This window comes from Shewanella sp. KT0246, assembly GCF_019654955.1.
GTDB lineage: Bacteria > Pseudomonadota > Gammaproteobacteria > Enterobacterales > Shewanellaceae > Shewanella > Shewanella goraebulensis.
Window position 1 is genome coordinate 31,538 of sequence record NZ_BPEV01000017.1, and the last position, 25,564, is coordinate 57,101.

12 protein-coding genes are annotated in these 25,564 nt (G+C 43.4%); 3 read left to right on the forward strand and 9 right to left on the reverse strand.

The window, feature by feature from the left end; all coding sequences use genetic code 11:
- The first annotated feature begins 110 nt into the window (after positions 1 to 110).
- From K5Q58_RS10185 to K5Q58_RS10195, 3 genes are read left to right on the forward strand one after another with little or no spacing between them, the layout of a single operon-like run.
- Entirely contained in the window at positions 111 to 518 is a 408-nt protein-coding gene (locus K5Q58_RS10185; protein WP_220753821.1) for a hypothetical protein, read from the forward strand.
- On the forward strand, positions 518 to 949 hold the full coding sequence (locus K5Q58_RS10190) for a hypothetical protein (RefSeq protein WP_220753822.1): 432 nt from the start codon (positions 518 to 520) through the stop codon (positions 947 to 949). The genes K5Q58_RS10185 and K5Q58_RS10190 overlap by 1 nt, the downstream gene beginning before the upstream one ends.
- Complete coding sequence (locus K5Q58_RS10195; protein WP_220753823.1) at positions 949 to 1,089, forward strand: hypothetical protein; 141 nt, start codon at positions 949 to 951, stop codon at positions 1,087 to 1,089. The genes K5Q58_RS10190 and K5Q58_RS10195 overlap by 1 nt, the downstream gene beginning before the upstream one ends.
- Before the next feature lie 46 nt (positions 1,090 to 1,135).
- Here K5Q58_RS10195 and yghU read toward each other — a convergent pair whose 3' ends face one another.
- The 9 genes from yghU to K5Q58_RS10240 all read right to left on the reverse strand — a co-directional run bounded on the left by yghU (position 1,136) and on the right by K5Q58_RS10240 (position 25,448).
- Complete coding sequence (yghU, locus tag K5Q58_RS10200; RefSeq protein ID WP_220753824.1) at positions 1,136 to 1,999, reverse strand: glutathione-dependent disulfide-bond oxidoreductase; 864 nt, start codon at positions 1,997 to 1,999, stop codon at positions 1,136 to 1,138.
- 277 nt (positions 2,000 to 2,276) lie between these two features.
- Positions 2,277 to 3,851, reverse strand: coding sequence for a PAS domain-containing methyl-accepting chemotaxis protein (locus K5Q58_RS10205; RefSeq protein ID WP_220753825.1), 1,575 nt, complete (start codon positions 3,849 to 3,851; stop codon positions 2,277 to 2,279).
- A gap of 211 nt (positions 3,852 to 4,062) precedes the next feature.
- Positions 4,063 to 5,544, reverse strand: a complete 1,482-nt coding sequence (locus K5Q58_RS10210) for a CotH kinase family protein (protein WP_220753826.1) — start codon at positions 5,542 to 5,544, stop codon at positions 4,063 to 4,065.
- Positions 5,545 to 5,857: 313 nt separating this feature from the next.
- A complete protein-coding gene (locus K5Q58_RS10215) occupies positions 5,858 to 6,115 on the reverse strand; it encodes a hypothetical protein (protein ID WP_119968768.1) in 258 nt (85 codons plus the stop codon).
- Between the two features lie 48 nt (positions 6,116 to 6,163).
- Complete coding sequence (gene pfaD, locus K5Q58_RS10220; protein WP_220753827.1) at positions 6,164 to 7,792, reverse strand: eicosapentaenoate synthase subunit PfaD; 1,629 nt, start codon at positions 7,790 to 7,792, stop codon at positions 6,164 to 6,166.
- 10 nt (positions 7,793 to 7,802) lie between these two features.
- Positions 7,803 to 13,928 carry a beta-ketoacyl synthase N-terminal-like domain-containing protein gene (locus K5Q58_RS10225; protein ID WP_220753828.1) on the reverse strand — a complete coding sequence of 2,042 codons (6,126 nt, stop codon included), beginning with the start codon at positions 13,926 to 13,928 and terminating at the stop codon, positions 7,803 to 7,805.
- The gene (locus tag K5Q58_RS10230; RefSeq protein ID WP_220753829.1) at positions 13,925 to 16,177 is read right to left on the reverse strand and encodes a PfaB family protein; all 2,253 of its coding nucleotides are present in this window, start codon (positions 16,175 to 16,177) and stop codon (positions 13,925 to 13,927) included. Before K5Q58_RS10230 ends, K5Q58_RS10225 begins: the two co-directional genes overlap by 4 nt.
- Positions 16,174 to 24,579 carry a type I polyketide synthase gene (locus K5Q58_RS10235; RefSeq protein ID WP_220753830.1) on the reverse strand — a complete coding sequence of 2,802 codons (8,406 nt, stop codon included), beginning with the start codon at positions 24,577 to 24,579 and terminating at the stop codon, positions 16,174 to 16,176. Before K5Q58_RS10235 ends, K5Q58_RS10230 begins: the two co-directional genes overlap by 4 nt.
- On the reverse strand, positions 24,576 to 25,448 hold the full coding sequence (locus tag K5Q58_RS10240) for a helix-turn-helix domain-containing protein (RefSeq protein WP_259651310.1): 873 nt from the start codon (positions 25,446 to 25,448) through the stop codon (positions 24,576 to 24,578). Before K5Q58_RS10240 ends, K5Q58_RS10235 begins: the two co-directional genes overlap by 4 nt.
- Positions 25,449 to 25,564: the final 116 nt, after the last annotated feature.

Below are 25,564 nucleotides of genomic sequence, written 5' to 3' on the forward strand. Positions count from 1 at the left end.
TAAATCAACAATTATTAAAATAGCTAAGCGCCATTATTGGTACCCAGTACGGTTTACTTTGTTGTTTAGTTTGAGTAAAATCCAGCAAAGGTTCATGAAGGAGCAAATTGATGGGTAAATTCTTAGTGTCCAACATAGCAAATCGTAGGCATAACAAAATATATAGTGTGTTAGGCAACGGAGCTTTTTTTGATTTACAGCCTTCTCAGCACGGGTGGGAAGCTTATTCATCCATTAGTGAGGGTGATAAAGTTTTCGTGATCAATCACAACAGAAAGATCCCTGTTGTTTATGAGGTGCAAGAAATTCTTGAAGAGGTAGCGTTAGAGGATGATTCTGAGTTTGGCAGTCGAGTCGCATCGGCGATTGGAGGCAATACTCGTGTGCTATTTGGTAAACCAATTGAGAGAGTTGATATGTTCTACAGCCAATTTATAACTACAAATGGTATTAAAAGTTCAAAGTTAACTGAGGAAGGTCAGATGTATCAGGGATTTAACTGTGTAGGGTTTAGCTAATGACAGCATTTCGTATGGGAAGTATTGAATTTAATCATATCGCTAATATCAGCTTGTCAAAAGCTTGGTTAGCTAATCGCAATAGTGAGACTTATGGTTTATATGATTTTGATGGTAATGAATATGCAACCAGAAAGCATTGGTTTAGTTTGATGCCGCGTGAAACCACAGGTGTTTATTACTTTAAAAAAGGTGATGATGTGCTCTATGTCGGTGAAAGTGGCTTGTTAGGTAAACGCATTTGGTCCCATGGAACAGCCGGAAAATTAGTAAAAGAAGAGCAATTTAGGGATATGGAGTTATGGGTAGCGACAGACGTGACAGTCCCGAGCCCGTTAAATGGTGAACCTGTTTGTGTTAGAGGCGCTGTCGAAGCACAATTAATGAAAATGTACTCCCCTAAATATAATCGCAAAGAAGAGCGTTGCTAATGAAAAATATGTTTTTATTTGTAGGTTGTAACAACTCCCTTAATCAAGGGGATTTATGCCCACATTGTGGTTTCATCATTACGTTACCGCCAGATATGCAGCCTGAGTGTTTGTGTTGTGGAAAGAAGCTTGAAGAATAAAGAGGTAACAAAGTGAATGTACTTGTTACCTCTGTAATATAAGAGATTATGCTTTGGGTTTTAAGTTAAGAACCTTATCAATATCTTCGGCGCTATGACGGTTCGCTAGTTGTTCCCACTCTTCTCCCCAAGTTCGATTAATGATTCTGCCTCGTGCGACAGCTGGACGTTGTTCAATGTCTTTTGCCCAGCGCATTAGGTTAGGGTAGCTTTCAACATCTAAAAACTCTGCTGCTTCATATAGGTTTCCAAGGACCAAATTTCCGTACCAAGGCCATGTCGCAATATCTGCAATACTATACTCATCACCACCCAAGAAGCGGTGTTTAGCTAATTGCTTGTCAAGTACATCAAGTTGACGCTTGGCCTCCATAGAGAACCTGTCGATAGGGTATTTAAACTTTTCAGGGGCGTAAGCATAAAAGTGACCAAAGCCTCCGCCTAAATAAGGAGCCGAGCCTTGCAGCCAAAATAACCAATTCATGACTTGGGTTTTAGCAGCTAAATCAGTTGGTAAGAATCGGCCAAACCTTTCAGCGAGGTAAAGTAAAATAGCGCCTGACTCAAATACATTAATTGGCGTTGAGGTGCTGTTATCTAATAATGCCGGTATTTTTGAATTTGGATTAACGCTAACAAAACCTGATGAGAATTGATCGCTATCACCAATACTAATCAAGTGAGCATCATATTCTGCGTCAGTGATCCCTGCAGCTAACAGCTCTTCCAACATAATCGTGACTTTTTGGCCGTTAGGGGTGCCCATAGAGTAAAGCTGTAGTGCATGCTTCCCAACCGGTAAATCTTTATCGTAGCGCGCACCAGAGTCAGGACGGTTTATACTGGCAAACTTGCCGCCATTTTCTTCTTCCATTATCCATTTTTTAGGTGGAATAAATTCGTTTGTCATTGTGTATCCTCACTTTGAATCGCTTTAAACGGCTTTATAAGCATGGCTTAACTTTACTGTATATATGATATTAGGGCATTTTAAAAATTAAAAAGTCTTATCAAAAAATAAACTGTCACAACAGGAAAAAATGACAACCAGGAAGAGGGAGCAATAGTCAATCAGCCGCTAAATCTCTCGTCATCTGCAAACATAGGGAAGTGGCTAATCAGTGTTTAGCAAGATTGCGTCATAATCGACATGCAGGCTATGACGCTTAGGGTAATATTGGAGGTAATTATTTGGTGCGCTCGATTGTTTGTGTCCAAAATTGTCTCGATAAGTGACGAGTTTTATTGGCTAATCGGCTCATTTGTTCACACTTATTTTGGGTGTCATCGGTTTGAATTAAGGTAAGTTTTGAAAGCTCATCGATTTGTAAAATTGAGCGACTGATTTCTTCTGCAACAGTGGTTTGCTGGTTCATAGCTGCAGCATTTAACTCAGCCATTTCCTGAATTCGATTTATTGATGCCAGTAGCTGATCAAATGCTCCGTCAGCCTCTTCTGCTAGTGCGACGGAAGTGTCAGCTTGTCGTTGTCCCGCTTCCATGGATTCAGTGGCTTTTTTAGTACTTTGCTGAAAATTAGACACTATATTTTCTATTTCAGCGGTGGATTCACTGGTTCTTTTTGATAACTGTCTGACTTCATCGGCAACTACAGCAAATCCTCTACCACTTTCACCGGCTCTTGCTGCCTCAATGGCTGCGTTTAAGGCCAGTAAGTTTGTTTGCTCAGCAATACCTTTGATTTCTCCTAGCACACTGGCAATGGACTTACTGTCGCGCTCGATAGTATCAACGACAGTTGAAAAGTGAACCACTTCCTTACGTAGCTCGCCAATTGAACTCACCACTTTGACCATGCTGTTATGGCCTAAATTAGCTGCTGTATGACTTGTGGTGATTTCTTGGGCAGTTTGTCGAGTGTTCTCGTTTACTTCAGCAAAGCTGGTGGTCATCTCTTCCATTGCTGTTGCGGCTTGGCTAGTTTGCTGTGTTTGTTCCTGAACTCTTTCACGGGTGTTAGCAATCGTTTCATTTAGCTGCTGACTTTCTTCACTAATTGATGAGGCTGAATCAGCCATACGCCCAACTACACCGCCCATTTCCGTGACGAGGTAATTTAGTGCTAAATCAATTTTGCCGATTTCATTTTGAGTTGACGAAAAAATGCCGCAGGCAATGGGATCATCAATAATGTTGGTTGCTTTGTTCTCAAGTTCTTTTAGTGGACGCGTTAGGAAGTAAATTCCAAAACCCGCCAATAAAGGGATGAAAAATGCAGCGACGAGTGTCGGCATTATTAGTGAAGAGACAACTCCTATTAGCGAGATAAGCACTGCCCATAAACATAATGCTCCAGTAAAACTGAATAGAGGTGGAGTGATTGCAGCAGGCTCTTTACCTTCGTTGAGTTGCTGGTAAATGTTCTCCGCTGAGGCGATATGCTCACGACTAGGTTTACGCCTTACAGATTGCAGCTCATGTAAGCGGCCATTTTCAAATACTGGTGAGATATAAGCATTCACCCAATAGTATTTACCGGTTTTAGTTTTATTTTTAACGATGCCGCACCAAGGTTTTCCGTCTTTGACCCGTTGCCACAAGGATTCAAAAGCGGCTTTAGGCATATCAGGGTGACGAACTATATTGTGTGGTTTTCCGTGGAGTTCATCTGTCGTGAACTCAGAGATATCTGCAAAGGCTTGATTGGCGTATTTGATATTACCATTCAAATCAGTGGTAGAAAGTAAAATGCACTCGTCCGTCAGTGGTTGTTCTATGTTGTTTGCCTTGATATCACTCATTGGAAATAACCAAACTTAAAAATAAAGAGGCATAGTGCCTTAGCTTTTTCACATTATGTTTGATTTAGGTCAATGACTTGTTAAGGTGTTATTTTTTAATAAGAAAGTGTGCGCTAGTAAACGGTTTTGAATTGATAGCAACAAAAACGAAAGTAGCCAGTGCTGCTTTCGTTTTCATTATATCGACAAAATGAGAGAAAAAATCTACAACCTATTGCGTGTTTAAGTAATCGATTACGGCGTCTGTTCGACTTTCAGCATGTTCAGATAAATCATCAACTGCTTGATAAAAGTCATTTGCAGACTCTAAAAATGAGTAACCTGTTAACTCTGTTGTGGCATAAGGCTCTATTAATGCTGAGTAACTGTCATAAATTGCCTGCATTTTATTGGTTTCATAGCTATCGCTAATAACGTCAGATAAATACTGGTTATAGCGTTCCCGGTATGTGTCATCAGCATAGATTTTGGCTATCAATGGCCAAGAATTTGAGTCTAAATCAGAGAAATCAAGTTCTAATGCACCGCCCATTTTACCCGTTTGTAATGCCTCATTATTATCCCATGGGATCCAAGTTAATTTGTTTGTGTCTGGATCGTTGTAAAGATAATAATTATGGGGCATTAATCCGTAAGTATCCCAGTTTTGAATTACGCCATTCACTGCGAGATATTTCAAGAACACATCAACATCAAATATAGCTTCAAGGTTTTCACGCCAAGTAACAGGATCGGAAGTCGCTGTATCATCATGTAATGCGTCGAATAAAGCTAAAATATCTGACCAATCTTCATCATCTTCATTGGTTTTCTTTTCAAAACTGTCTTCACTGAAAGATCCTTCAATAAAGGTCGCACCATCATCCTCAGGCTTATATAAGTTACCATCATCACTGCTAAATTGAGTATCAATTACCGTGTCATCGACTTCTTCCACAAGGGTATATAAGCCAAAGTATTCAGGGCCATCACCATGGTCGATATATAAAGTATAAAAAGCGGTGTGAGAGACGGCTAAACCTGCATCTTTAAATACATCGGCGGCGACCTTTTCACGTAACTGCGACTCATCATCGTAATTATTTTTAAGACTTAACTTTTTAAAGCCATAAAATCGTTGATTGTCGATTTGTGGGTAGTAGTCTTCAAACTCATCAAAATCTAACTTAAAAGATAACTTGAGTACGCCTTGTTGCCAGCTGGTTTGCAGTGACGAGTTTCCCTTAAAACGGATGCCTACTCGATACCATTGTTTATCTTCGTAATAAATATCAGCTGGCACCATAATGGGGTTGTCATCTGTATCTACAAGGTTGTTTGAATTAGTCGTTGTACCAAAAGTGCCATAAGTATCAGTCATATCGTTAAGCATGATGGTCCAGCGATCTTCAGTGACCACCACATCAAGGCGTTTTACTTCATTGTCAGCAAATACTTCATCAAAGTTGGCATCTGCACTTTTGCTATGGGTGTCATCGGTCCAATCGCTTGCTTCAAAATCAGTATCGTTATACTCCTCAACCGGTGTTTCAATTTCAGTGTCAGGTACTGTTATTACAGTCTCTTCGCTGCTGGTATCATCTGAGCTATCACAAGCAGTTAATAGGCATAAGCTAGTAAGCGGTATAATTAATAGTTGCCGAAATGGTTTACATCCCGTTTGAAAAAGCGAATAGAGAAGGGGACTGAACATAAGTAAACTCCTAAGTTAACCCGTAGTTGATAATGGCTAATATGAGTTTTTAATGTTATGTGATTAAAGTGCAGAAACCGTGCAGGAACCGTGAAGCAATGAAGTATATTTTAATTACCTAATTTGAACCGTATCAGTAACAGCATTCCCTAAACCCACAATTCTAAATTCACTATTTAGAATAACTTATTTGGTGAGTGATTAGGTAAGTCGTCACTTGATAAAGTGCTCAATTAATTGCAATAAAAAAGGCATCTTTCGACGCCTTTTTTAAATAGTAATGATGAAATAATCTATGGGTTATTTCATCGTATTACTTTAAAAGTGCCACTGCTTCCATATCCAGTTCAATATCTGTGCAGCCTTTTGCGCAGTATATCCCGGGTGCTTTTTCTGCAGGTTTGGCATTTTTAGTATTGGGCGGTAATTGCAGCGTTAGTGGCTTGTTACATTCAGCACATGTTGCGCTATTGCCTTTTAGCATACGTTTAATCAGATTTTTTTGTTGGTTGAACGACTCAAGTGTTGTGCCATTAACCGCTGAAAAATCAAGTTTTTGTGTTTCGCTCATTACCGCTACCTATCTCAAAATGACTTAGCTTGATGACGCTTGGCAGGCTTATTTAACCTGATCAAGCGGGCTCCAACGCTGTAATTCTACAGGTAGTGCTACCCCTTGAGCGGTAAGTAAGTTTACACGCGCTTGATAAGCTGCGCCGTGCATCAAGTGTTTTGCTAAGTCTACCGCATTTCGCTGGGTATAATCATCTAAATAGCTGCCTTTTGCCCATTCGTTGAACGCGCCAAGTGCGGGGCCAGCCCAAATTTGGTAATCCATTTCACGGCCAGCTTCACCAGAATTAGACCAACGGCTTGATAAACCTAAATACCAACGGAAGATAAGCGCCATTTTACGCTTAGGGTTACCTTCTGCACGTTCGATTTGCTTTGGATCACGCTCGTTAAAGTGAGCCACAGTGCCGGCCCAAATATCATCAAGGGTTGAACGGAATACTTGTTTTTCAAGTTTTTCACGTTCTTCGGCAGGGATAGCTTCAATCGACTCATAACGGGTATAAATCTCATAAAGTTTATTAGCACGCATAGGGAATAAGGTGCCACGTTTTACCACTTGTAGCTTAACGCCCATTTCGAACATATCAGCAGCAGGTGCCATGGTGACATCGGCCATTTCTGTAGTGGCAAGTAACTTACGAGTGTGTTCACTGGCGCCCGCTTCAACACAAGCTTGGTTGATTGAGCCTGTCACAATATACGCAGCGCCCATATTAAAGGTTGCTAGTGCTGCATCAGGGGTACCGACACCACCGCCACAACCGACACGAATAGGTGTTTTGTATTGGTACTCGGCTTGGATTTTATCTTTAAGCGCCAAAATTGTTGGTAATAGCGTGACTAATGGACGGTTATCAGTATGGCCGCCAGAATCAGCCTCGGCAGTCACGTCATCAGCCATAGGAACAAGCTGAGCGAGCTCCATTTGTTCTGGTGTGATTAATCCTTCATCAACCAGTTTTTGCAGCATTTTAGCGGGAGCTGGTTGCATAAACTTACTCGCCACTTCTGTGCGACTTACTTTAGCGATAACCTTGTTGGCGATAACGATTTCACCTTGACTATCACGACTTAAACCTGCAGCGCGGTAATAGACAATTTGTGGTGTTAAACCCAAAAATGCTGAGGCTTCTACCGTGCGCACTTTATGTTTTAAAAACAGCTCAACACTGCCACGCTCAAGCGCAGGTTCACTTGGACTATGGATTAAGTTAAACATGTACGGGCCATTTGGAAGTGCGGTTTGAATGCGGTTAATGGCTTGTTCTACGCGTGATGGAATTAAGCCAGCTGCGCCGAACGAGCATAAAATGCCTGCTTGACCTAATGCAATCACTAACTCTTCAGATGAAATACCGTTAGCCATGGCACCAGCATAATAGGCGTATTTAACACCGTGAACGCGGCGGAAGTTACTGTCGCCTAGGCTTTGAGTGCCTAAAGCTGGGGCGAATGCGCTCACAGGTAAATCCTGTTGGCTGTTTATGCTTTCAGTCATTACTTGTGCGTTTTGCGAAATACCTAAGCCTTTTTCAGGATGGTTAACTAGATAACACGCCTGAGACAATTCTTTTAATTTTTTACCGATAGCGGCATTATCAAAGCTGGCATCACTTGGGGCTACTTGCCAAGGCCATGGAGAAAGCTTTTCGTTTTGAGTGCTAATAGTCATTATTATTCCTTTATGCCTCTTCGATACAGATAGCGATATCTTTTACTTCGTAAATGCGTAACCCATCTTTACTCAGGTTTGCGTCACCTACGATGATGCGTTTGCCGTTTTCATCTTTGACTGCACTGATGTGCACATCTAACGACATTTGCTTATTCAATGGGTTAATTTGGCCACGGTACTTCCATTTGATATCAGATAAAATCTGGCCAAATTTAGGATTAGTGAAGCCTTTGCCTAAGTCTTTACTGATGGCGTAAGTTTGCATTAACTCGATAATAGCTTCAACGCCTAATGAACCTGGCATTACAGGGTCTTGATGGAAGTGGAATTGGAAGAACCAATCACTTGGATCAATCGTGCGTGAAGCAGACAAGTAACCTAAGCCATTTTTACCACCTTTATCAACAATTTCAGCTTTGTCGATAAAGTTAAGCTGACCGCCAGCTAAACGATAATGTGGTTGATAGGCCGGTGCGTGGAATACACGTGATTGCTTATCCAGTAAATCCACGGTGATATCAGCAGGGACGTTATTATCAATGTGCCAAGGCTGAGTGATTCGGCCATTATCAATACCCAATTGGTTTTTAAGCGCATCGCCTTTGAAGTAACCAAATACCGCGCTACCTGTGTAGAAAGGTTCGCCATCGACACTTAAGTCAAAGCTAAAGCTTTGGATGATGTTACTTCCGGCAATAACGGTAGATAACAGCTTAGAATCATTGACAATGGTTTTGCCGCGTAAATCAACGTCACGCAATAATTCACCGCTACCATCAAGGTTACGGAAGAATAGCTCTTGCCCTGGGAAGCCAAGGGTTGTGCCCATGTAACCTGAGATAAATCCGTTGGGTTGCAATGATATTTCCATTAATACCGAGTAAGGCATGACAGAGGCGTGGCTGTTTTTAGCAAAATACCACGCATCTGTTGGTACTTCATATTCAGCGATACACGATGACGGTTTTTTAAGTTCGCCACGTTTGCCTTGAATATCAACAACACGGGTTGTTAGCTGTAGGTCACCACATGGCGTACGCGGCGGGATAAAACCACGGTAAATACTAAAGTCTGGGCCAAAACAGTTTTCAATGTCACCAGTTGCAAACTCAAACATATGGTACGCAGTGAACGGAAGTGTATCAGGAGTACGATTTGGATAATCAGGTATGACTGGCGCTTCAACATGTTGCAGCGGAATAACGCCTTTATTGGTTGGTGCGCTTAAGTCTGGTAATTGAGCCATTAACGGTGCATTTAATGATGCAGGCGTGTTGTGGCTATTGTTCTTTTGGACTGTGCCTGAGGTTGTATGTGTTTCATAAGAGTCGGCAGTGTAACGGGTACATTCACTTTCTTCTTTAATCATCACCCCGAGGTTTTGGAAGTCTACGACCGCTTTACCATTGAGCAATATTTCAATATTAGCTTTAGCATATGGGCGAGGGTGAGTGCCAATTTCAGTAACTTCCATGCGATAAGTCAGCTCACCATGTTGTGGCAAGACTTGGCCACGACAACGTACTTTTTGTGAAGCATTCTCTAAAGGCTGGAAGCGACCATTTTCAACCAAGGTGTGCATACCAATGTGCAGCATAAAGAACTGCAATAATTGGCCACAACCTTCAGCCATTAATGAACCTGCCATCACTTGGTCACCTTGGAAGTGACAAGGGAAGTACCAATGATCAGGTGCTAATTGTTTATGACCTTCAATAAAGCCTAAGCCCCAAGCGCCGCCATGGACATCTAAATTGCCTACTTGCTCAATCATCAAGAATTTTTCAGAGGCAAAACATAATGAGTCTTGCTTACCTGATGCTTGCTGGTGGTTATGGTGCTCGCCAGTAAAACAACTGCCGATATCACCATTGAGTAAGTGATGAATTTGACCATAGTCAAACTGGGTCTGAGCACAATGTAATAGCGGCTCAAAACGAGGCTTGTTTGGTGTATTTAACGCCGCTTCACGAGTTTTAATTTCATCTTCGGTGTAAATAACCCCTTTACCGTCATCTAACTCTTGATCGGTAAAGAAGCCAGCACAGCCGCCATCCATTTTTAAAACCATCTTATCGCCGACGAAACATTCGTAAGAGAAGAAGAATAATAATGTCTCGCCATTCTTTGCGAAGTTGTTGATTTTAATGTCGTAACGTAATGTGTCGCCGCCACGAGGTAAATCGCCTAAGAAAGTAAGCGTACAATCAAGTAAACGGTAAACACGCTCACCCTTGTTTTCAAAATCAATGCCTAAATAACTGATAAGCATTAAATCGCATTGACCTGATTCAACGGCCACCGCCCATGGGATTTGGCCATCGACTAAGTAAGGTGCATCTTCAGGGATGTCATACTCTGTGGTCATGCTACAAGGCTTATATTGGTTCATCGTCGCGTCTAGCTTAGTGACACGAGATACTAATAAGTAATCTGTTGTAGGGAGGCGAACGCGGCGAGAGTAGTTATCAATCACGGCGTATTCTGGACCAAATACCTTAGCAATATCACCTTCGGCATATTCTACTAAATCGGCATAGTTCCAAATACATGGCTTTTCCGCTGGGATAGGCGCTGTGTACGGCGGCACATTTGCATGATCTGGACGCAAAATTGGCGCAGATGCTACTGGCTGAGCTAATACATTTTCAGCTTGGACGGGCGCTACAGCTTGTGCAGTCGATTGGGCAATATAAGGCTGACCATTTGCTTGTGCTACCTGCTGTTTTAAAAGCGCATCAGCGACTTTTAAGCCTTGCTCACGGCTCTTTAGAAATGCTAATTGCGCTTGATGTGCTAACCATTGGTTTTGTTCAAAAGCGCTTAAATGTGCAGGAGGTAATTGGCTAACGGTTGCTACAGAGCTAGTCAGTGATGACGTTTGAACTGACTGAGCTGCTTGAGCAGTAGGCGTAGACACCTTGGGTGTAGGGTTAAACTGGGTTGAACGATCAGAAAACGGCATAGAAGTCTCTGTAGTCATTGAATTATTGTTAGCGGACATAGGCGCTGAATTGGCATGAGCTGGGGCGATAAATTGGCCGCGGTCATGTAAGTTCATCACAGTTGTAGGTGCAACAGGGTTAAGTTTGGCAACTTTCGCTCGAATACTGTCAATGTTTGCCAGTGGCGCATCAACAATATGCTGGTAGATGTCACGACCACCTAAACTGACTTGCTTCACTAGGCTCAATTTCTTGGCCGTTTGCGCTTGTATATCAGTGTTCATACGAGTGCTCATCGCACTTGCTTGTTCAGCATTTTGGCTGATAAGAAGTTGTGAACATTGGTTTTCGCTCAAGGTAGCGATAATGGCCTTTTGGTTAGGTTTATTGCTCAGTTGGTTATCCGAGTGAGCGTTCTGTACAGAAGCATTCAATCGAGTTTTCAATAAGCCATGCAATAAGCTGGCAATACCGGAAGCGGCAAAAGTGTGTCCGATACAAGATTGCGCTTTGCTGGTGGCCGATTGGCTAAAAAGCTTCGATAGCATTTGCGCATTATCAATATTAACCAAATCAGGTGCTTGGTTTAGCTCTAATAAATCAATATCAGTTGCGGCTAATCCAACAGGGGTTAACACGTCATCGCTAATGGTTGAAAGTTGATCTGTATGACCAAATGCCAAACTGTCGATAGTGCCATAAGTGTGGGTAATGGCTTGAGTAACCGCTGATGAATCGTCATTGTTCGCTGAAGCTAGAGTGGCAGAACCTAGAGCCGCTGAATCTAGGGTATCTAACGCCCCTAATGCCTGATGGATTAGGTCGCAATGCTCGCTATCAATAGCGGCTGCTTGCAACACTATTGCACCAGCACCTTCACCAATGTTAAGTGCTTCATTTGAGCCTGCTTTATCAATGTTCGCCGTTTTAAGCACGATGTTTTCAATACTGCCTGACAAGTCTACTGCAGCAATGATAACTGCATCTAAAGGCTCTTGACGAGACTCCATGGCAAGTAGGTTTTGTGCCACATCAATACAGCGGTTAACTGATTGCTCGCCTGCTGAAATCGTAAAGGCTGGGCCATTAAAATCCCATAACGATGAGATACGCGACGCCATAATATTACCGATGAAGCTGGTATATTGATTGAGTTTGGCGGCATCTAACACACTGTCCATGGCAATGGTTTCAAGCGCTTGATATTCACTCTCTGACAAGCTTACGCCATGGGCTGATAAGCTGGCTGCAATTTGGGTATGCAGATTAACGCGGCCGCGGAACTGGTGTAATTCAAGTTCTGTTTCCATCGCAACCAAAACCGCTACTTTGCTACCAGACTTAAGCTTGGCATCATGAATAGCCTCATCTGCCACTTTCATTAGTAACAATTGCTGCGAGATTAAACGGTCATCTTCATTTGGTGGCACTTTAAAGCGTAAGAAGTCAAAATCAAAGTTATCAATATAAGCACCCGTTGGCGCAGTTTGTTTAAGCCCAAATTGCTGTAATAATTCAGGGTGTTTATCTAAACCTTTCCAGCGTTTAGTTGGCAATGTGGTAAATGCGGTTTGATTGTTATTTACTGCATCTGCAAAGGCATTAACCGTCGACAGTGAACCAAAATGCGATGCCATACCTGTAATGTGCATCGGTATTTGCGCATTGATGGTTGTTGCAGGCGTTACACTTGCCTTATTGGGCGTGTTGAGCGCAGCATCAGTTGACTGGCCATGACTCTTAGCAAAGTATGACTCAACCAATAAATGGGCATTACAACCACCAAAACCAAATACTGACACACCAGCATGACGAGCCGTATTACCTGCTTTATCAGGCCAAGGTAGAACATCATTTGGCAAGGTTGCAGGGCCAAACATTTCTGATGGTGATGCAATCGGTGCGCTGATATTAATACTTGGCGGCAGAACACCTTGGCGCATTGCAAAAATCATTTTCATGATCCCTGGCATTCCTGCAGCAGTAAGCAAATGGCCTAAGTTAGACTTAGCTGAACCAATTAACGGCGTTTTGCTGCCATTGAGTTTGTCGCTGAAAAAGCGCTCCATTGAAGTCAACTCAACTTTGTCACCTAATGGCGTACCTGTTGCGTGACACTCAAGCACCTCAATGTTATCTGGGCCAAAGTTTTCATCGTGCATAGCAGCATCAGCATAAGCACGTTCGAACGCTTTAACTTGGCCATCACTGTTTGGACTCAGTACAAATTGGCCTTTACCATCATTTGATAAACCTATACCGCTAACGAGTGCGTAAATATGGTCGCCATCACGTTCAGCATCTTCAAGGCGTTTAAGGACTAAAACACCAGCACCTTCACCAGCAAACAAGCCTTTTGAATTACTATCAAATGGCGCTGAAATACCATGGTCAGGATAGGCATGGAAAATGGAAAAACCCATGTTAATAAAGAATGGGTCAGCGCCAGAGACTGCACCAGCAAGCATCATGTCAGCTTTACCTGTATGCAGGTAATCACAGGCAAGTTTCAATGAGTAAACTGAACTTGCACAAGCAGCATCAAGGCTTAATTGCGCAGCACCTAAGCCTAGAGCGTCGGCCACTAGTTTTGATGCATTGTGAGCAATGGCGCCGTTAGACAAAGAAGCTGGCGTTGTTTGCTCGCTAAATCCTTCACTATCAAATGGCTGCAATGTGAAACTTGGTTGTTGTAGCTTATCTTGCAACGCTTTTTCTACTGCACTGTGATAAAGCGGCACAAACAACTCATTGGACTTAGCCGTTGGAAACGATAGGGTTCCCATGATAATGCCGGTGCGGTTTAATGCGCCATTGTTTTGTGGGGTTGTTATATCAACACCAGCATCATTCAATGCTTTACGTGCTGTATCGGTTGCCCATAAAAAACTGTCATCAAGGCCGCTAAATTGCTCGGCAGGAATACGATAGCCATTTGCATCAAAACTGAAGTTTTGAATGTAGCCGCCTTTATCACAATAAAAACGGTCAGACTCACCTTGCACACCTTGATAGTCAGCTGGGTTTGCATTGAGCTTTTGGCTGCTAATTGTGCTTCGAGAGTCTTTTTTGTCTAATAAGTTTTGCCAAAATTTAGCGGGCGTATCCGCATCGGGATACTGAGTTGCTAAACCAACAATGGCAATCTTGGGGACTGTTGTATTTAGATTAGTTGATTGAGAACTCAAGATTGTTCTCCTTCTAATTGAGGGGCCAACATATTGTCTGTGTGGTGATTACTTCGTTTTTCTGCCGCCAATGTTGTCGTCAGTAAACTCGACAAGGTCTCAATAAGATAATCGAGCGAAATTGGAGCTTTATGAGTAATCAGTTGAGCAATACATTTAAGTAGCGCAGTTTGGTCATCGCCTTTTGCATTCACTGAAATGGCTTGGCATGTTTGCGCCATTTCAGAGGTGCGAGAGATTTTGTCAATCAATGTTGTCGTTTGTCTGTCAGCGCCGATTTCGACAAAAAGCGAGGCGCCCAGTTGACGTGCATTATTGACTAACTGTGTAAAATCTAACGGCTGACAGAAGGTATCAGCAATGGATGTTGCAATCGCTTCACTGGTTAAATTAATCGGCAATTGGCTGGCTGCGCTGATAAATTTAATTTGGCTTGCGAAAGGTGCAATAACATCTTGCTCATGTAAAGGCTGCTGATAAAAGGCTTGTACGTTATCGCGAATAAGCATCGCAGGTTTGGTGTGCATTGCAGTCACTCGATTCGCTGCTATGCCGCGCTTACCAATTTGTTTAAGCAGCGCTTTACAGCTTTCTTCACAGCCTGCAAGCACACAAGTATCACCTTGGATGATGGCAAGATAAGCGCGGGGGAAATCAGCTAATACTTTTTCGATATCAGCAGGAGTTGCACGAACCACAAAGCTATTCCAAACAATGTCTTCACCGTGCTCAAGTTGCCATGCTTGACGCACGCAATCTAGGCGGCCAGAAATGTCTGTGGTGAAAATACTGTTAGTCTGCGTTGCTTCAATCATATTGTGGGGTGTTTTCCACACATCAAGACTGGCCCACATAGACGCTTCACCCATTGAGTAACCCATGGCAAAGTTAGGCTTAATGCCGAAATGCTCAGTGAGCACTTTGGTTAGGATGTAACTTGCGCCTACACCTGCAATAGCCAGTTCACCTAAGCTCATGTCGGCGGTTTTAGCATTTTCAGCATAAATGCTATCAGCTTGCAGCATGGCTTTGACATCACCATCGCGCTCTAGTTGTGCAAATAAAGCTGGAAAGTAGCGCGGTAGTTGAGCAAACATTTGCGGGTATACCGTACCCACGCCAGGGTAAACAAAACACAGGCCATTATTGCCAATTACTTTATCTGAAGTGAGATGAAAGCAGCTTCCTGACGGGGTTTTGTGTTCAATGCTTAAGTTGCTTTTAGCTTGAACTTTAACTTCATTTTCCGCAGTGGTCTCAGCTTTATCAATCGCGCTAAGCATGACATTGATTTCACTTACTGCATTAGTCACTGAATTTGCCATAACGACAGCCGATAAAGGCTGGGTCTGATCAAATTGCTTTAGCTGGCTAAGCATGAAGGAGATAGCTGTGCTGCTACTCTTGTCATTGTGTTCAGGCAGCGCTGCCAATTGAGTGCTTAATTTTTGCAGCAGCTGTTTCATCGACCCAAGGTCATTGGCTGATACAGGCAAAAATAGTCGATTTTCATCTACCAATGAACTTGCTTGAGCAAGCTCAGTGCCTTGGACAAAGACTGCACAGTGTTGCTTAATACCTTCACTAAAATTAAAGCTGGCAACGCGATTTTGGTGCATTTCAGTAAACCAGTATTGAGCATCAGTTGGCTGATTTGCTGAAACTGCATTTGGCACACTGCGAGTTGCAATGGTGCCTATCAGCATAACCAACTGGGCAAACTTATCTTTATAACAAGTTAATTGAGTCGCATCGACCTGAGTAGGTTTAATGTGTGCACGCTTGGCTTGAGCTAAAGCCGCATTTATTGCACTTGGCATATCATCAGCTTCACCCATACCAGTTAAGTAGGCATGAGGATGACAACGATGTTTAGCCGCCACAATCGCTGGCATCATTAATAAGCGATACGGTAATTCAGGGTGACTGAGTAAAACCGTATGTTGTTGCTCGATATGGATGATGGCTTGAGCAAAATAGTCATTAAAGCTAAGTGCTGTATTAACAGAACTTTCACTAACAACATGTTCACTCAAACTCGCATCTAAGCTTGATACATCGATATCAAGATCAATTGCTGAAGCGCCAATGACTTCAGCTAAAGAGCAAGGCTTAATCGCTACAAAGTTATTGGCACTAAAATCATTGCCTGAAGATGTTGCGAATGAGACTTGCTCATTCGCAACTAGCTTTAAAGCAATTCGCATGCTTTTAATGGCAGACGTTGAAGGAGACAGTTGATTACTCACACAGACTCCTGCAAATCAGCTAATGCTTTAGCTGGGGCTAAAAAGGCCTCATTCAAGCTTTTGCTGATGGTCGTTTTTGCGCTTAGCATAGTGCAGCTTAAGCGGCCATCTTGGTGATAAAGTGCAATATCAGCCGTTAACGAGCGGCTGGTACTTTTAAGCACATTCAACACTAAATAACCTTTATCGCCTGAGGCGAATGGGGCGTAAGTGGTTAACTCACCAATGGTTGACGGTAAGCTTGCAGCATCGTGTTTGATACGCGCCCACACTAACATGGCTTGTAAAAGTAAGTCTTCAGCAAAAGCCTGACTGCCACCTAACGCTAGTTGCGGTGTAAAGCTTGCGCAATCTAAAGCGTTAATTTGAGGCAACTCAACAGAACAAACCAATTGTTCATCGTTGGCAATTAACAACTGCTTTATTCCTTGTAGGCGAGGGCCGTGGAATAAACTGCCATTGCTATACAATTCACTATCAGTGCTAATGACTTTGTCTGAGTTTGCTAATTGCTGCGCATTTTTTGCTGCTGTTGGTAGCGTGGTTGAAACCGCTTCTTTAGCAACTTTCTCATTAATAACCTTCTCATTAACAATCAGGTTTGCTTGATACTGAGGTCTTAGCAAGCTATCAAGGGCGTCACTTTGCATACGACTAGCAATCAGTGCTTTTAAGCCTGATTCAGTTTGCGTCAATGTCAGCGTTAATACTTGTGGTTCTTTAGTCTCGAAAATAATGCCTTTCAGCAATTTATAATCTTGAACCGTCACAGGCAGACCACACAATTGTTGCGCAGTTTCACGCATCCATTGTATGGCGCACACTGTCGGTAGTACTGGATTACCCGCGATGCAATGATCTTCAAGGAAGGGCATTGCAACTGGGTTTAGTACACGTTCAACAGTAACCGCGTTGTTGACAACACGGTTAGCAGGAGTAGTAAAAGAAAGAATCAGCGAACCCTCGGCATTAAGCGAAGAGTCCGCATTAAGCTTTTTTACAGCTGCGCCTGTTTTATCTGCTGAGCTTGAGCCCTGCATACTTGAACCAATTAACAGCTGTACGCCCGACTCAGACAATAGGCTGTGAGCAAACAAGTTTGCGCCTTTATCGAGTGGAATAACGTATACGCCGCGCTCAACAAACATTTTCTTCAATGCTGAACTGACCATTCCGCCATCCCAAGGGCCCCAGTTAAAGCTCATGACTTTAGCTTGCGGGTAGTTAGCTGCAAGTTGAAGTGCTGTCTTGTTGAGGATCTCATTAGACATTGAGTAGTCACTTTGGCCAGTATTGCCATAGAAACCGGCTGCTGATGAGAACATAGCAACCAGTTTTAACTTGCTTGCATCAATCGCATTGATGATGCCTGCAAAGCCCGACACTTTAGTGCCATATACACGGCCTAACTCAGCTAAGGTTTTGTCTTGAATATGTTTATCAGCGAGTACACCAGCACCATGAATGATGCCTGTAATCGGTTTAACACCTGCAAGAGATTGCTTGATGGCTGCATCTGAGCTGACATCCATGCTGATGTACTCAGCACTTGCACCGACAGCTTTAAATGCTGCTAATGAGCGATCAATTTCTAAACTGCTGGTAATCGGCCAAACTAAGGCATCAATTTGCTTAGGTGTTGGCTTGTTACCTTGAGATTGAATAAATCCGATTGCTGCTGCTTTTAATTCTTTAGCCTGTTTGCCTTGAGCCCAAGTCGGTAAATTACCGGCTAAATGCTCACTGCGACCCGCTAAAATAAAGTGCGACTGAGTTTGTTTGGCAAGAGTAAGGGCACATTCAAATGTGACGCCTTTAGCACCGCCAGTCACCAGCACTGTATCTTCACTGTTTAGAGATGTGGTTTGGTAACGGGTTTGAGCAGTTGCCGTAGCTGATAAAGTATGACGACCTTGGTCGCTAATACCCACTTCAGCTGTTGCTGTATCAATATCAAATAACTCTGCAATAACGGCTTGTGCTAACTCGACAGCTTCAAAGCTTGGGGTAATATCCAATGCTCTACAGAACACAGTTGGCCACTCATGACCTAATGTTTTAGTTAAACCTGATAATGCAGCTTGGTTTAGCTCAGCCTTTGCAAGCTCGTTACTGTTTAAGTAACCGAATCCACCATCAATGCGGCTAACAGTCATAAAGCTTACGCGCTCAGTTTTAGCCAGTTCAGCAAATGATTGCTGAAGGTGTTTAGCCATCAAGAAAGCTTGCTCTACAGCTACAAAAGCTGAATCACTTAATGGCAAAGCACCTTGTGCTGCTAGTTGAGGTTGCAGGTGAACAAAACCGGCAATCTTATGCTGCTTGCTAATTTGAGCAATGACATCGCTAATCGCGTCGTCATTGACCGCAGATAAAGTGAAGCTGGCAATATCACTGCTCAGCGGTGATTGCGCAGATGTCACTGACTCAGGGCTACGAATAACGGCGACGGTTAGGCCTGTTGCTACTAATTTTTCAGCTAAAACACCTGCGTTATGGCCGTCATCATTGATAACGATACAGGCGTCTTTTGAAAAACCGTCAACTAACTTATCCGCCGCTGGTAGCTTTTTTAGCGCAACTTCCTGATGAGGAGGTAAGTCAGTTGCTAACTCAGCTGTGGCAGGTGAAGTGTCAGTTGAGCTTAGCGTTGGCTGAGAGCCTTCAGCTGCACTTGTCGAAAGTTTAGAGCCTTCAGCAGGTAGTTTAGAGTTCATGTAGCTAACGATTTCGCCTAGGGTGCGACACTCTGCTAAATCTTCAGGGTTTAATTCAGGTAAGCCTGGTAGCTCGTCTTGAACCGTCCCTAAAATTTCAACACGCTTGATCGAATCGATGCCTAAATCCGCTTCCATATCCATGCTTAATTCAAGCATTTCAGTTGGGTAACCGGTTTTTTCAGCAACCACAGTCATCATTGTGCTTTGTACTTCTTTTGCGCTCAGGGCTGTCTCAGCTGATAAACCACTAACTGCTGGAGCTGCTACTTGAGAAGCGCCTGCTGCGGTCTGTGTATTAGCGTCTGTGGCTGCACTTGTAGGAAGCTTGCTGTTCATGTAGCTAACGATTTCACCTAGTGTACGACACTCAGCTAAATCTTCAGGGTTAAGCTCTGGTAGCGTAGGAAGTTCATCTTGAACTGTACCTAGAATTTCAACACGTTTGATTGAATCTATGCCTAAATCCGCTTCCATATCCATGCTTAATTCAAGCATTTCAGTCGGGTAACCGGTCTTCTCAGCAACCACAGTCATCATCGTGCTTTGAACTTGTTCCGCACTTAAACCTGATGTTTGAGTAGCAGCTACTTGAGCAGCGCCTGCGGCAGCCTGTGTATTAGCGCCTTCAGCAGGAAGCTTAGTGTTCATAGCGCCTGCGGCGGGTAGTTTACTACCCATATAGTCAACGATCTCACCAAGTGTACGACACTCAGCTAAATCTTCAGGGCTGAGTTCAGGTAGTGTTGGTAATTCGTCTTGAACTGTACCTAAAATTTCAACACGCTTGATTGAATCGATGCCTAAATCTGCTTCCATATCCATGCTTAATTCAAGCATTTCAGTTGGGTAACCGGTTTTTTCAGCAACCACAGTCATCATAGTGCTTTGAACTTCTTGTGCGCTTAAACCTGATGCTACATGAGCAGCGCCTGCGGCGGGTAGTTTGCTACCCATATAAGACACAATTTCACCAAGTGTACGACACTCAGCTAAATCTTCAGGACTTAGTTCAGGCAGTGTTGGCAGTTCGTCTTGAACAGTACCTAAAATTTCAACACGCTTGATTGAATCGATGCCTAAATCCGCTTCCATATCCATGCTTAATTCAAGCATTTCAGTTGGGTAACCGGTTTTTTCAGCAACCACAGTCATCATCGTGCTTTGAACTTCTTGTGCGCTCAGGGCTGTCTCAGCTGATAAACCACTAACTGCTGGAGCTGCTACTTGAGAAGCGCCTGCAGCGGAGCTTGTAGGAAGCTTAGTGTTCATAGCGCCTGCGGCGGGTAGTTTACTACCCATATAAGATACGATTTCGCCAAGCGTGCGACATTCAGCTAAATCTTCAGGGCTTAGCTCTGGCAGTGTTGGCAGTTCGTCTTGAACTGTACCTAAGATCTCAACTCGTTTGATGGAATCGATGCCAAGGTCAGCTTCCATATCCATGCTTAATTCCAGCATTTCAGTTGGGTAACCTGTTTTTTCTGCAACCACTTCAAGCATAGTGTTGAGTACTGTTTCTGCGCTAAGACCTGAAGCAGCAGGGGCGGAAACGGCTGTGTGAGTTGCATTTGCAGTGTCGCTGTTCATAGCGCCTGCGGCCGGTAGTTTACTACCCATATAGTCAACGATTTCGCCAAGAGTACGACACTCGGCTAAATCTTCAGGGCTTAGCTCTGGCAGTGTTGGAAGTTCGTCTTGAACAGTACCTAAGATCTCAACACGTTTGATTGAGTCGATGCCTAAATCAGCTTCCATATCCATGCTGAGTTCAAGCATTTCAGTTGGGTAACCTGTTTTTTCTGCAACGACTTCTAACATAGTATTCAGAACTGTTTGCGCGCTCAGGGCTGTTTGCGCGCTTTGAGCTGTTCCTGCGCTTAAGCCAGCAGGAGCAGTTACTGCAGAAGCTGTTACTACAGGATCGGCTACAGGAGCAGGTGCTTTAACTGGTTCAACACGTGGGGCTGGAGCAGCCATCGCGGCAGTTTGATCTACAGGTGTGGCTTTTGCTACTGGAGTGTTAACTGCTGGAGCAGGTACAGGAGCCGCTACTTTCATTGCTTCAACTACTGGTGCCGCAATCACTGGAGTTGTAACGACAGGTTTGGCTGCTACAGGCGGATTAACAACAGGTGCATGGCCTGTCAACATGCTCAACGCATTTTGGCTTGATTGTGCTTGCTGCTCAAGGAACAAGGTATGGCTTTGCAATGTTTGCGCTTGATGCTGGTGGAATAGCTCCATTGAACGCTGTAGGCTCTCTGGAATAGCGTGTCCTGCGGCGGCCATCTTACTTTGCTCTGCCATTAGGTGAGTAAAAGTCTCGCCATATTGTTGCGGAATCGCTAAGAACTGCTGATGTAGATCGGCAGCTTGTTGTTGCGCGTTAAAGAAGGCTTCTAAGCTGCCAGCCGCCGGCGCGGTTTGAGCTTGAGGTGCTTTTGTTTGAGCAGCTATTGACTGAGTAGACTGGCTAGCAGGTGCTGCAGCATTGGATACTGTTGTTGTGCCAGATGCGGCAACTTCAACGTATTCAGTTTTAATGACTTCTTTTTCCACAATTTTCTCTACTACTTTTTCAACTGGTTTCTCGATAACTTTCTCTACAATCGTTTCAACAACTTGAGAAGTTACTTGGCCTGTTGCTAATGACTTTTCCATTTTGGCGCGAGTTGGCGCACTAATATGGTTGGTTGCATTGAGTTTAACGTTCATGCCTTTTGGCACAGCAGGGGCTGCTATTTCGGCTTGATAAGGGTCAACTTCAGTGAGCGGAGCACCTAAAACGTTAAGTTGCATTGCTGCAACGCGTAATTGCACATCACTATTGCCCTTTGGATTAGGGTTAATACTGATAACTGATACTGCCTCAGCTTTATTACCTAATGTCGCTTCTACCAATTTATGGAGTATGTTCTTAGGTCCAAATTCAACAAATACACGCGCACCAGCATCATACATATTGTTCAGTTGGTCAGTAAAACGAACTGACTGCAACATGTGCTGTTTGAAAGCGGCTTTAATTGATTTTGCATCTTTAGGGTGTTTTTCGCCCGTTGCATTTGAGAACAAATCGACTTTGCTTGCAGTAAATTTAGCTTTATCAATTGCCTTGGCAAAAGGTTTTTGCGCATGACCTACAAGCGGGGTGTGGAAAGCACCTGATACTGGCAATGCAATGGCTTTAAAGCCTAAAGCGCTAATGGCTTTAGCTGCATTTGCACAAGAGTCAGTTGGGCCAGCAATCACTAATTGAGTCGCAGAGTTATAGTTAGCGACTTTAACACCATCAAACTCACTGATGCATGTTTCTAGTTTGGCGATATTATCGCTATTTGCTGCATCTGCATCGTTAGCTGGCAAGATAATGGCGTACATGGTGCCTTTATCTAATTCGTTACCGTCTTTATCGACTGCAGAAGCCGCCATTGAATCGCCACGAGCAAATGATAATTGGTAGTAATCATCATTTGAAATAACACCTGCTGCACATAATGCTGACAGTTCACCAAAGCTGTGACCTGCAAACATATCAGCGCTGAAGCCAGATTGAGTAAACAATTGGTATTGGCTCATGCTCACTACACCAATGGCGCTTTGTGCGTTATCAGTGCGGGTGAGTAAAGCTACTTGCGCATCTTTATCTGCTTTTTCAAATGCAGGAATAGGGAACATGACTTTTGATAATGGCGTTTTATCAAAGCTTGCAAATACCTTGTCGGCTTTGACTAATTGCTGGCGCATTTCAGGGAAGTGACAAGCGACTTCAATGCCCATGTTGACGTACTGAGAGCCTTGACCTGCAAATAAAGCCGCTACTTTAGGTGCGTTAGTCGCTTTTTTGCCTTTAGTCGTCTTTTGGTTTGCATTAGTCGTGATGAGTGCAGATGAGCGGTAGCTAGTGCCAGATGGTAGTTGCCATGCATCAGCGTCGTTACTTAGCTGCTTTAACGATAAACCAAGTTGGGTGGTTAATTCATTAAGGCTTGATACCACAAGGCCTAAACGCGCAGCTGAGTCATCTAGAGTGCGTACTGCATAAAGCTTGGCGATGCGAGTGAGCTCTGCTTGTTCAATGCTGCTATTGTCAGTCCCTTTTAGGCTACTGATTTCAGCGTTAAGCTTGTTAACTTCTGCAATTAAGGCAGCTTTGTTATCAGCACTAATTAGTAAGCTTTGTGCTACTTGGCGTTGACGGTATTTCTCATCACGGCTGTGCTCTGGGCTGTATTCTTCCAATACTAAGTGGAAGTTTGTGCCACCAAAACCGAACGAACTTATACCAGCACGGCGAGGAGTGCCGTCTGGTCGAGGCATCCAAGGGCGTGTTTCGGTATTAACGAAAAACGGTGAATCCTCAACATTAAGCTTAGGGTTTGGTTTAGAGACGTTAATGGTCGGTGGGAGTACTTTATGGTGCAGAGCAAGGGCTGCTTTAATGACACCAGCAGTACCAGCAGTTGATTTAGTGTGACCCACTTGTGATTTCACTGAACCTAAAGCAATGTGTTGCTTGGTTGGATCGTTTTCACCAAATACAGATTTAAGGCCGTTAAACTCGGCAACATCACCTGCAGCAGTACCCGTGCCGTGTGCTTCAATTAAGCCAACTGTTTCAGGGGCGAAACCTGCATCATCATAAGCACGTTTTAACGCTTTAGCTTGGCCTTCAGGACGCGGAGCATAAATACTCTTGAACTTACCATCTGATGAAGCGCCAACACCTTTAATTACTGAGTAAATACGGTCGCCATCACGCTCTGCATCTTCAAGACGCTTAAGGGCTACCATGCCGATACCTTCACCAATCATCATACCTTTTGAGTCGATATCAAATGGCTGAATGGTTTCATTGGTGGTGAACGCAGGGGTTTTTGAGAAACTCATATACATAGATGGTGAGTTATCGGTACACACACCACCTGTGATCATCATTTCACTGCGGCCTTCAACTAGCTCAGTTAATGCCATGCGCATTGCTGCAAGAGAACCTGCACATGCAGCATCAACCACACAGTTCATGCCGCCTAAGTCGAAGCGGTTAGCAATACGACCAGCGATAACATTACCTAGTGAGCCTGGGAATGAGTTTTCTTCCCAGTGAATGTATTGATCTTGGAACTTTTTGATCAACATATCGCTGTCAGCATCACTTAGACCACTGCTCTTAAATACTTTCTTTAATACAGGATATTGTAGACGTGCCGTTAAGCTTGCATTGATCTTTTGACCACCACCCACACCCAGCGTAATACCGATTTTGTCGGTGTCGTACTCTGATGTTACACCTGCGTCAGCTAAGACTTCTTTGGCGATAACCAATGAAAGTAATTGAGACGTATCTGTCAGTTCTAAGATATTTGGCGGCAGGCCAAACTCCATTGGGTTGAAGTCAACTTCTGGGATAAATCCACCACGCTTACAGTAGCTTTTATCTGGGGTGCTTTTATCAGCATCAAAGTAATCTTCAGCGCGCCAGTGAGTATCAGGCACTTCTGTGATGGCATCAATCTTTTCACTGATTAAGTCCCAAAACTTATTCAGGTAACGAGAGTTTGCAAAGATACTCGCCATGCCGACGATGGCAATTGGCATATCTTTAAGACGCTTGTTCAGTCTAGTATCTTGCGATTGACTGTTATCTTGAGAGGGCGTCTCAGGATTAGTAGGGGTTTGGCTCATTTTGAGTCTCCAATGTTCAGCTCTGTGACGGCTGAATGATAATTTTGCATGCGGTTTATGGTGTCCAATTGAATTGGAGTACCAGGAAATCGTGCTAAAAAGCTGTGGTAATTCTTAACAAGCAGTTTGCGTAAGTGGAATGGCCCATCTTTAAGAACACTTTCCATATAACGTTCAGTAGCTTGGGTGTGACTGTCTTGGTAGATATCGAGGTAAATCCAGTCGGACTTTAAGTCGACACCTAACATAATGTTGTAATTTTTAGCCTCAGTGAGATGAGGTGGAATTGTTAACGACACAACCTGAACCACATTGATGTTGGTGGACTCAGGTGATTCAAGGGTTTTTGATAGCGTTTCTGGGTTTAGTGTATAAGTCGCTACATCTGTACCCTGAACAATAGGTAACTGGTTAAAGTAACGCTCAGGAACATAAGGGCTTTCAAACTCATCGAGTTTCGATACTCCGTAGCGTTTTAAGCAGCGGGCAAGTCCAGAACGAGAGACGTTTTTATTAATAAACTGTTGAGTGACTTTAAGTAGCCTGTCTAAAGGCATTTTTAGTTGATAGCGCAGTCCCACCACAACGTATTCTTCCATTGGTGAAAGAGTGGTTTTTAAGTGATGTGGAGTATTAGGCGTATCGCTGATGGAGTCACGTTTGCGCCACTTTCTTACTGTCGCTTCAGAGATATTGAGGATTTTAGCTAACTGGCTGACACTAAAGTCGGAAGCTTGAATGAATTGACGCATTTCTGGGGTCGTCGTTGCATTGCGATGGCGCACAGGCGTGCTTGCAACATCACAATCGGAAGGTATTTTTTTGCTCACAGTTTTAGTGGCTGATTTAGCTTGTCGGTTTGCTGTCATTTAAGGACGGCCATAGCAGAATGAACACTCCGTACAATCTATTGGGACTCTCTAAAAAATACTGAAGATTAACGTTTGTTCATCTTCATTATTAGCGTTTTAGCATAATCGAGCAT

Coding starts and splice junctions, on each gene's coding strand:
- K5Q58_RS10185 (WP_220753821.1), top strand. CDS start 111: ATGGGTAAATTCTTAGTGTCCAACATAGCAAATCGTAGGCATAACAAA.
- K5Q58_RS10190 (WP_220753822.1), top strand. CDS start 518: ATGACAGCATTTCGTATGGGAAGTATTGAATTTAATCATATCGCTAAT.
- K5Q58_RS10195 (WP_220753823.1), top strand. CDS start 949: ATGAAAAATATGTTTTTATTTGTAGGTTGTAACAACTCCCTTAATCAA.
- yghU (WP_220753824.1), bottom strand. CDS start 1,999: ATGACAAACGAATTTATTCCACCTAAAAAATGGATAATGGAAGAAGAA.
- K5Q58_RS10205 (WP_220753825.1), bottom strand. CDS start 3,851: ATGAGTGATATCAAGGCAAACAACATAGAACAACCACTGACGGACGAG.
- K5Q58_RS10210 (WP_220753826.1), bottom strand. CDS start 5,544: ATGTTCAGTCCCCTTCTCTATTCGCTTTTTCAAACGGGATGTAAACCA.
- K5Q58_RS10215 (WP_119968768.1), bottom strand. CDS start 6,115: ATGAGCGAAACACAAAAACTTGATTTTTCAGCGGTTAATGGCACAACA.
- pfaD (WP_220753827.1), bottom strand. CDS start 7,792: ATGACTATTAGCACTCAAAACGAAAAGCTTTCTCCATGGCCTTGGCAA.
- K5Q58_RS10235 (WP_220753830.1), bottom strand. CDS start 24,579: ATGAGCCAAACCCCTACTAATCCTGAGACGCCCTCTCAAGATAACAGT.
- K5Q58_RS10240 (WP_259651310.1), bottom strand. CDS start 25,448: ATGACAGCAAACCGACAAGCTAAATCAGCCACTAAAACTGTGAGCAAA.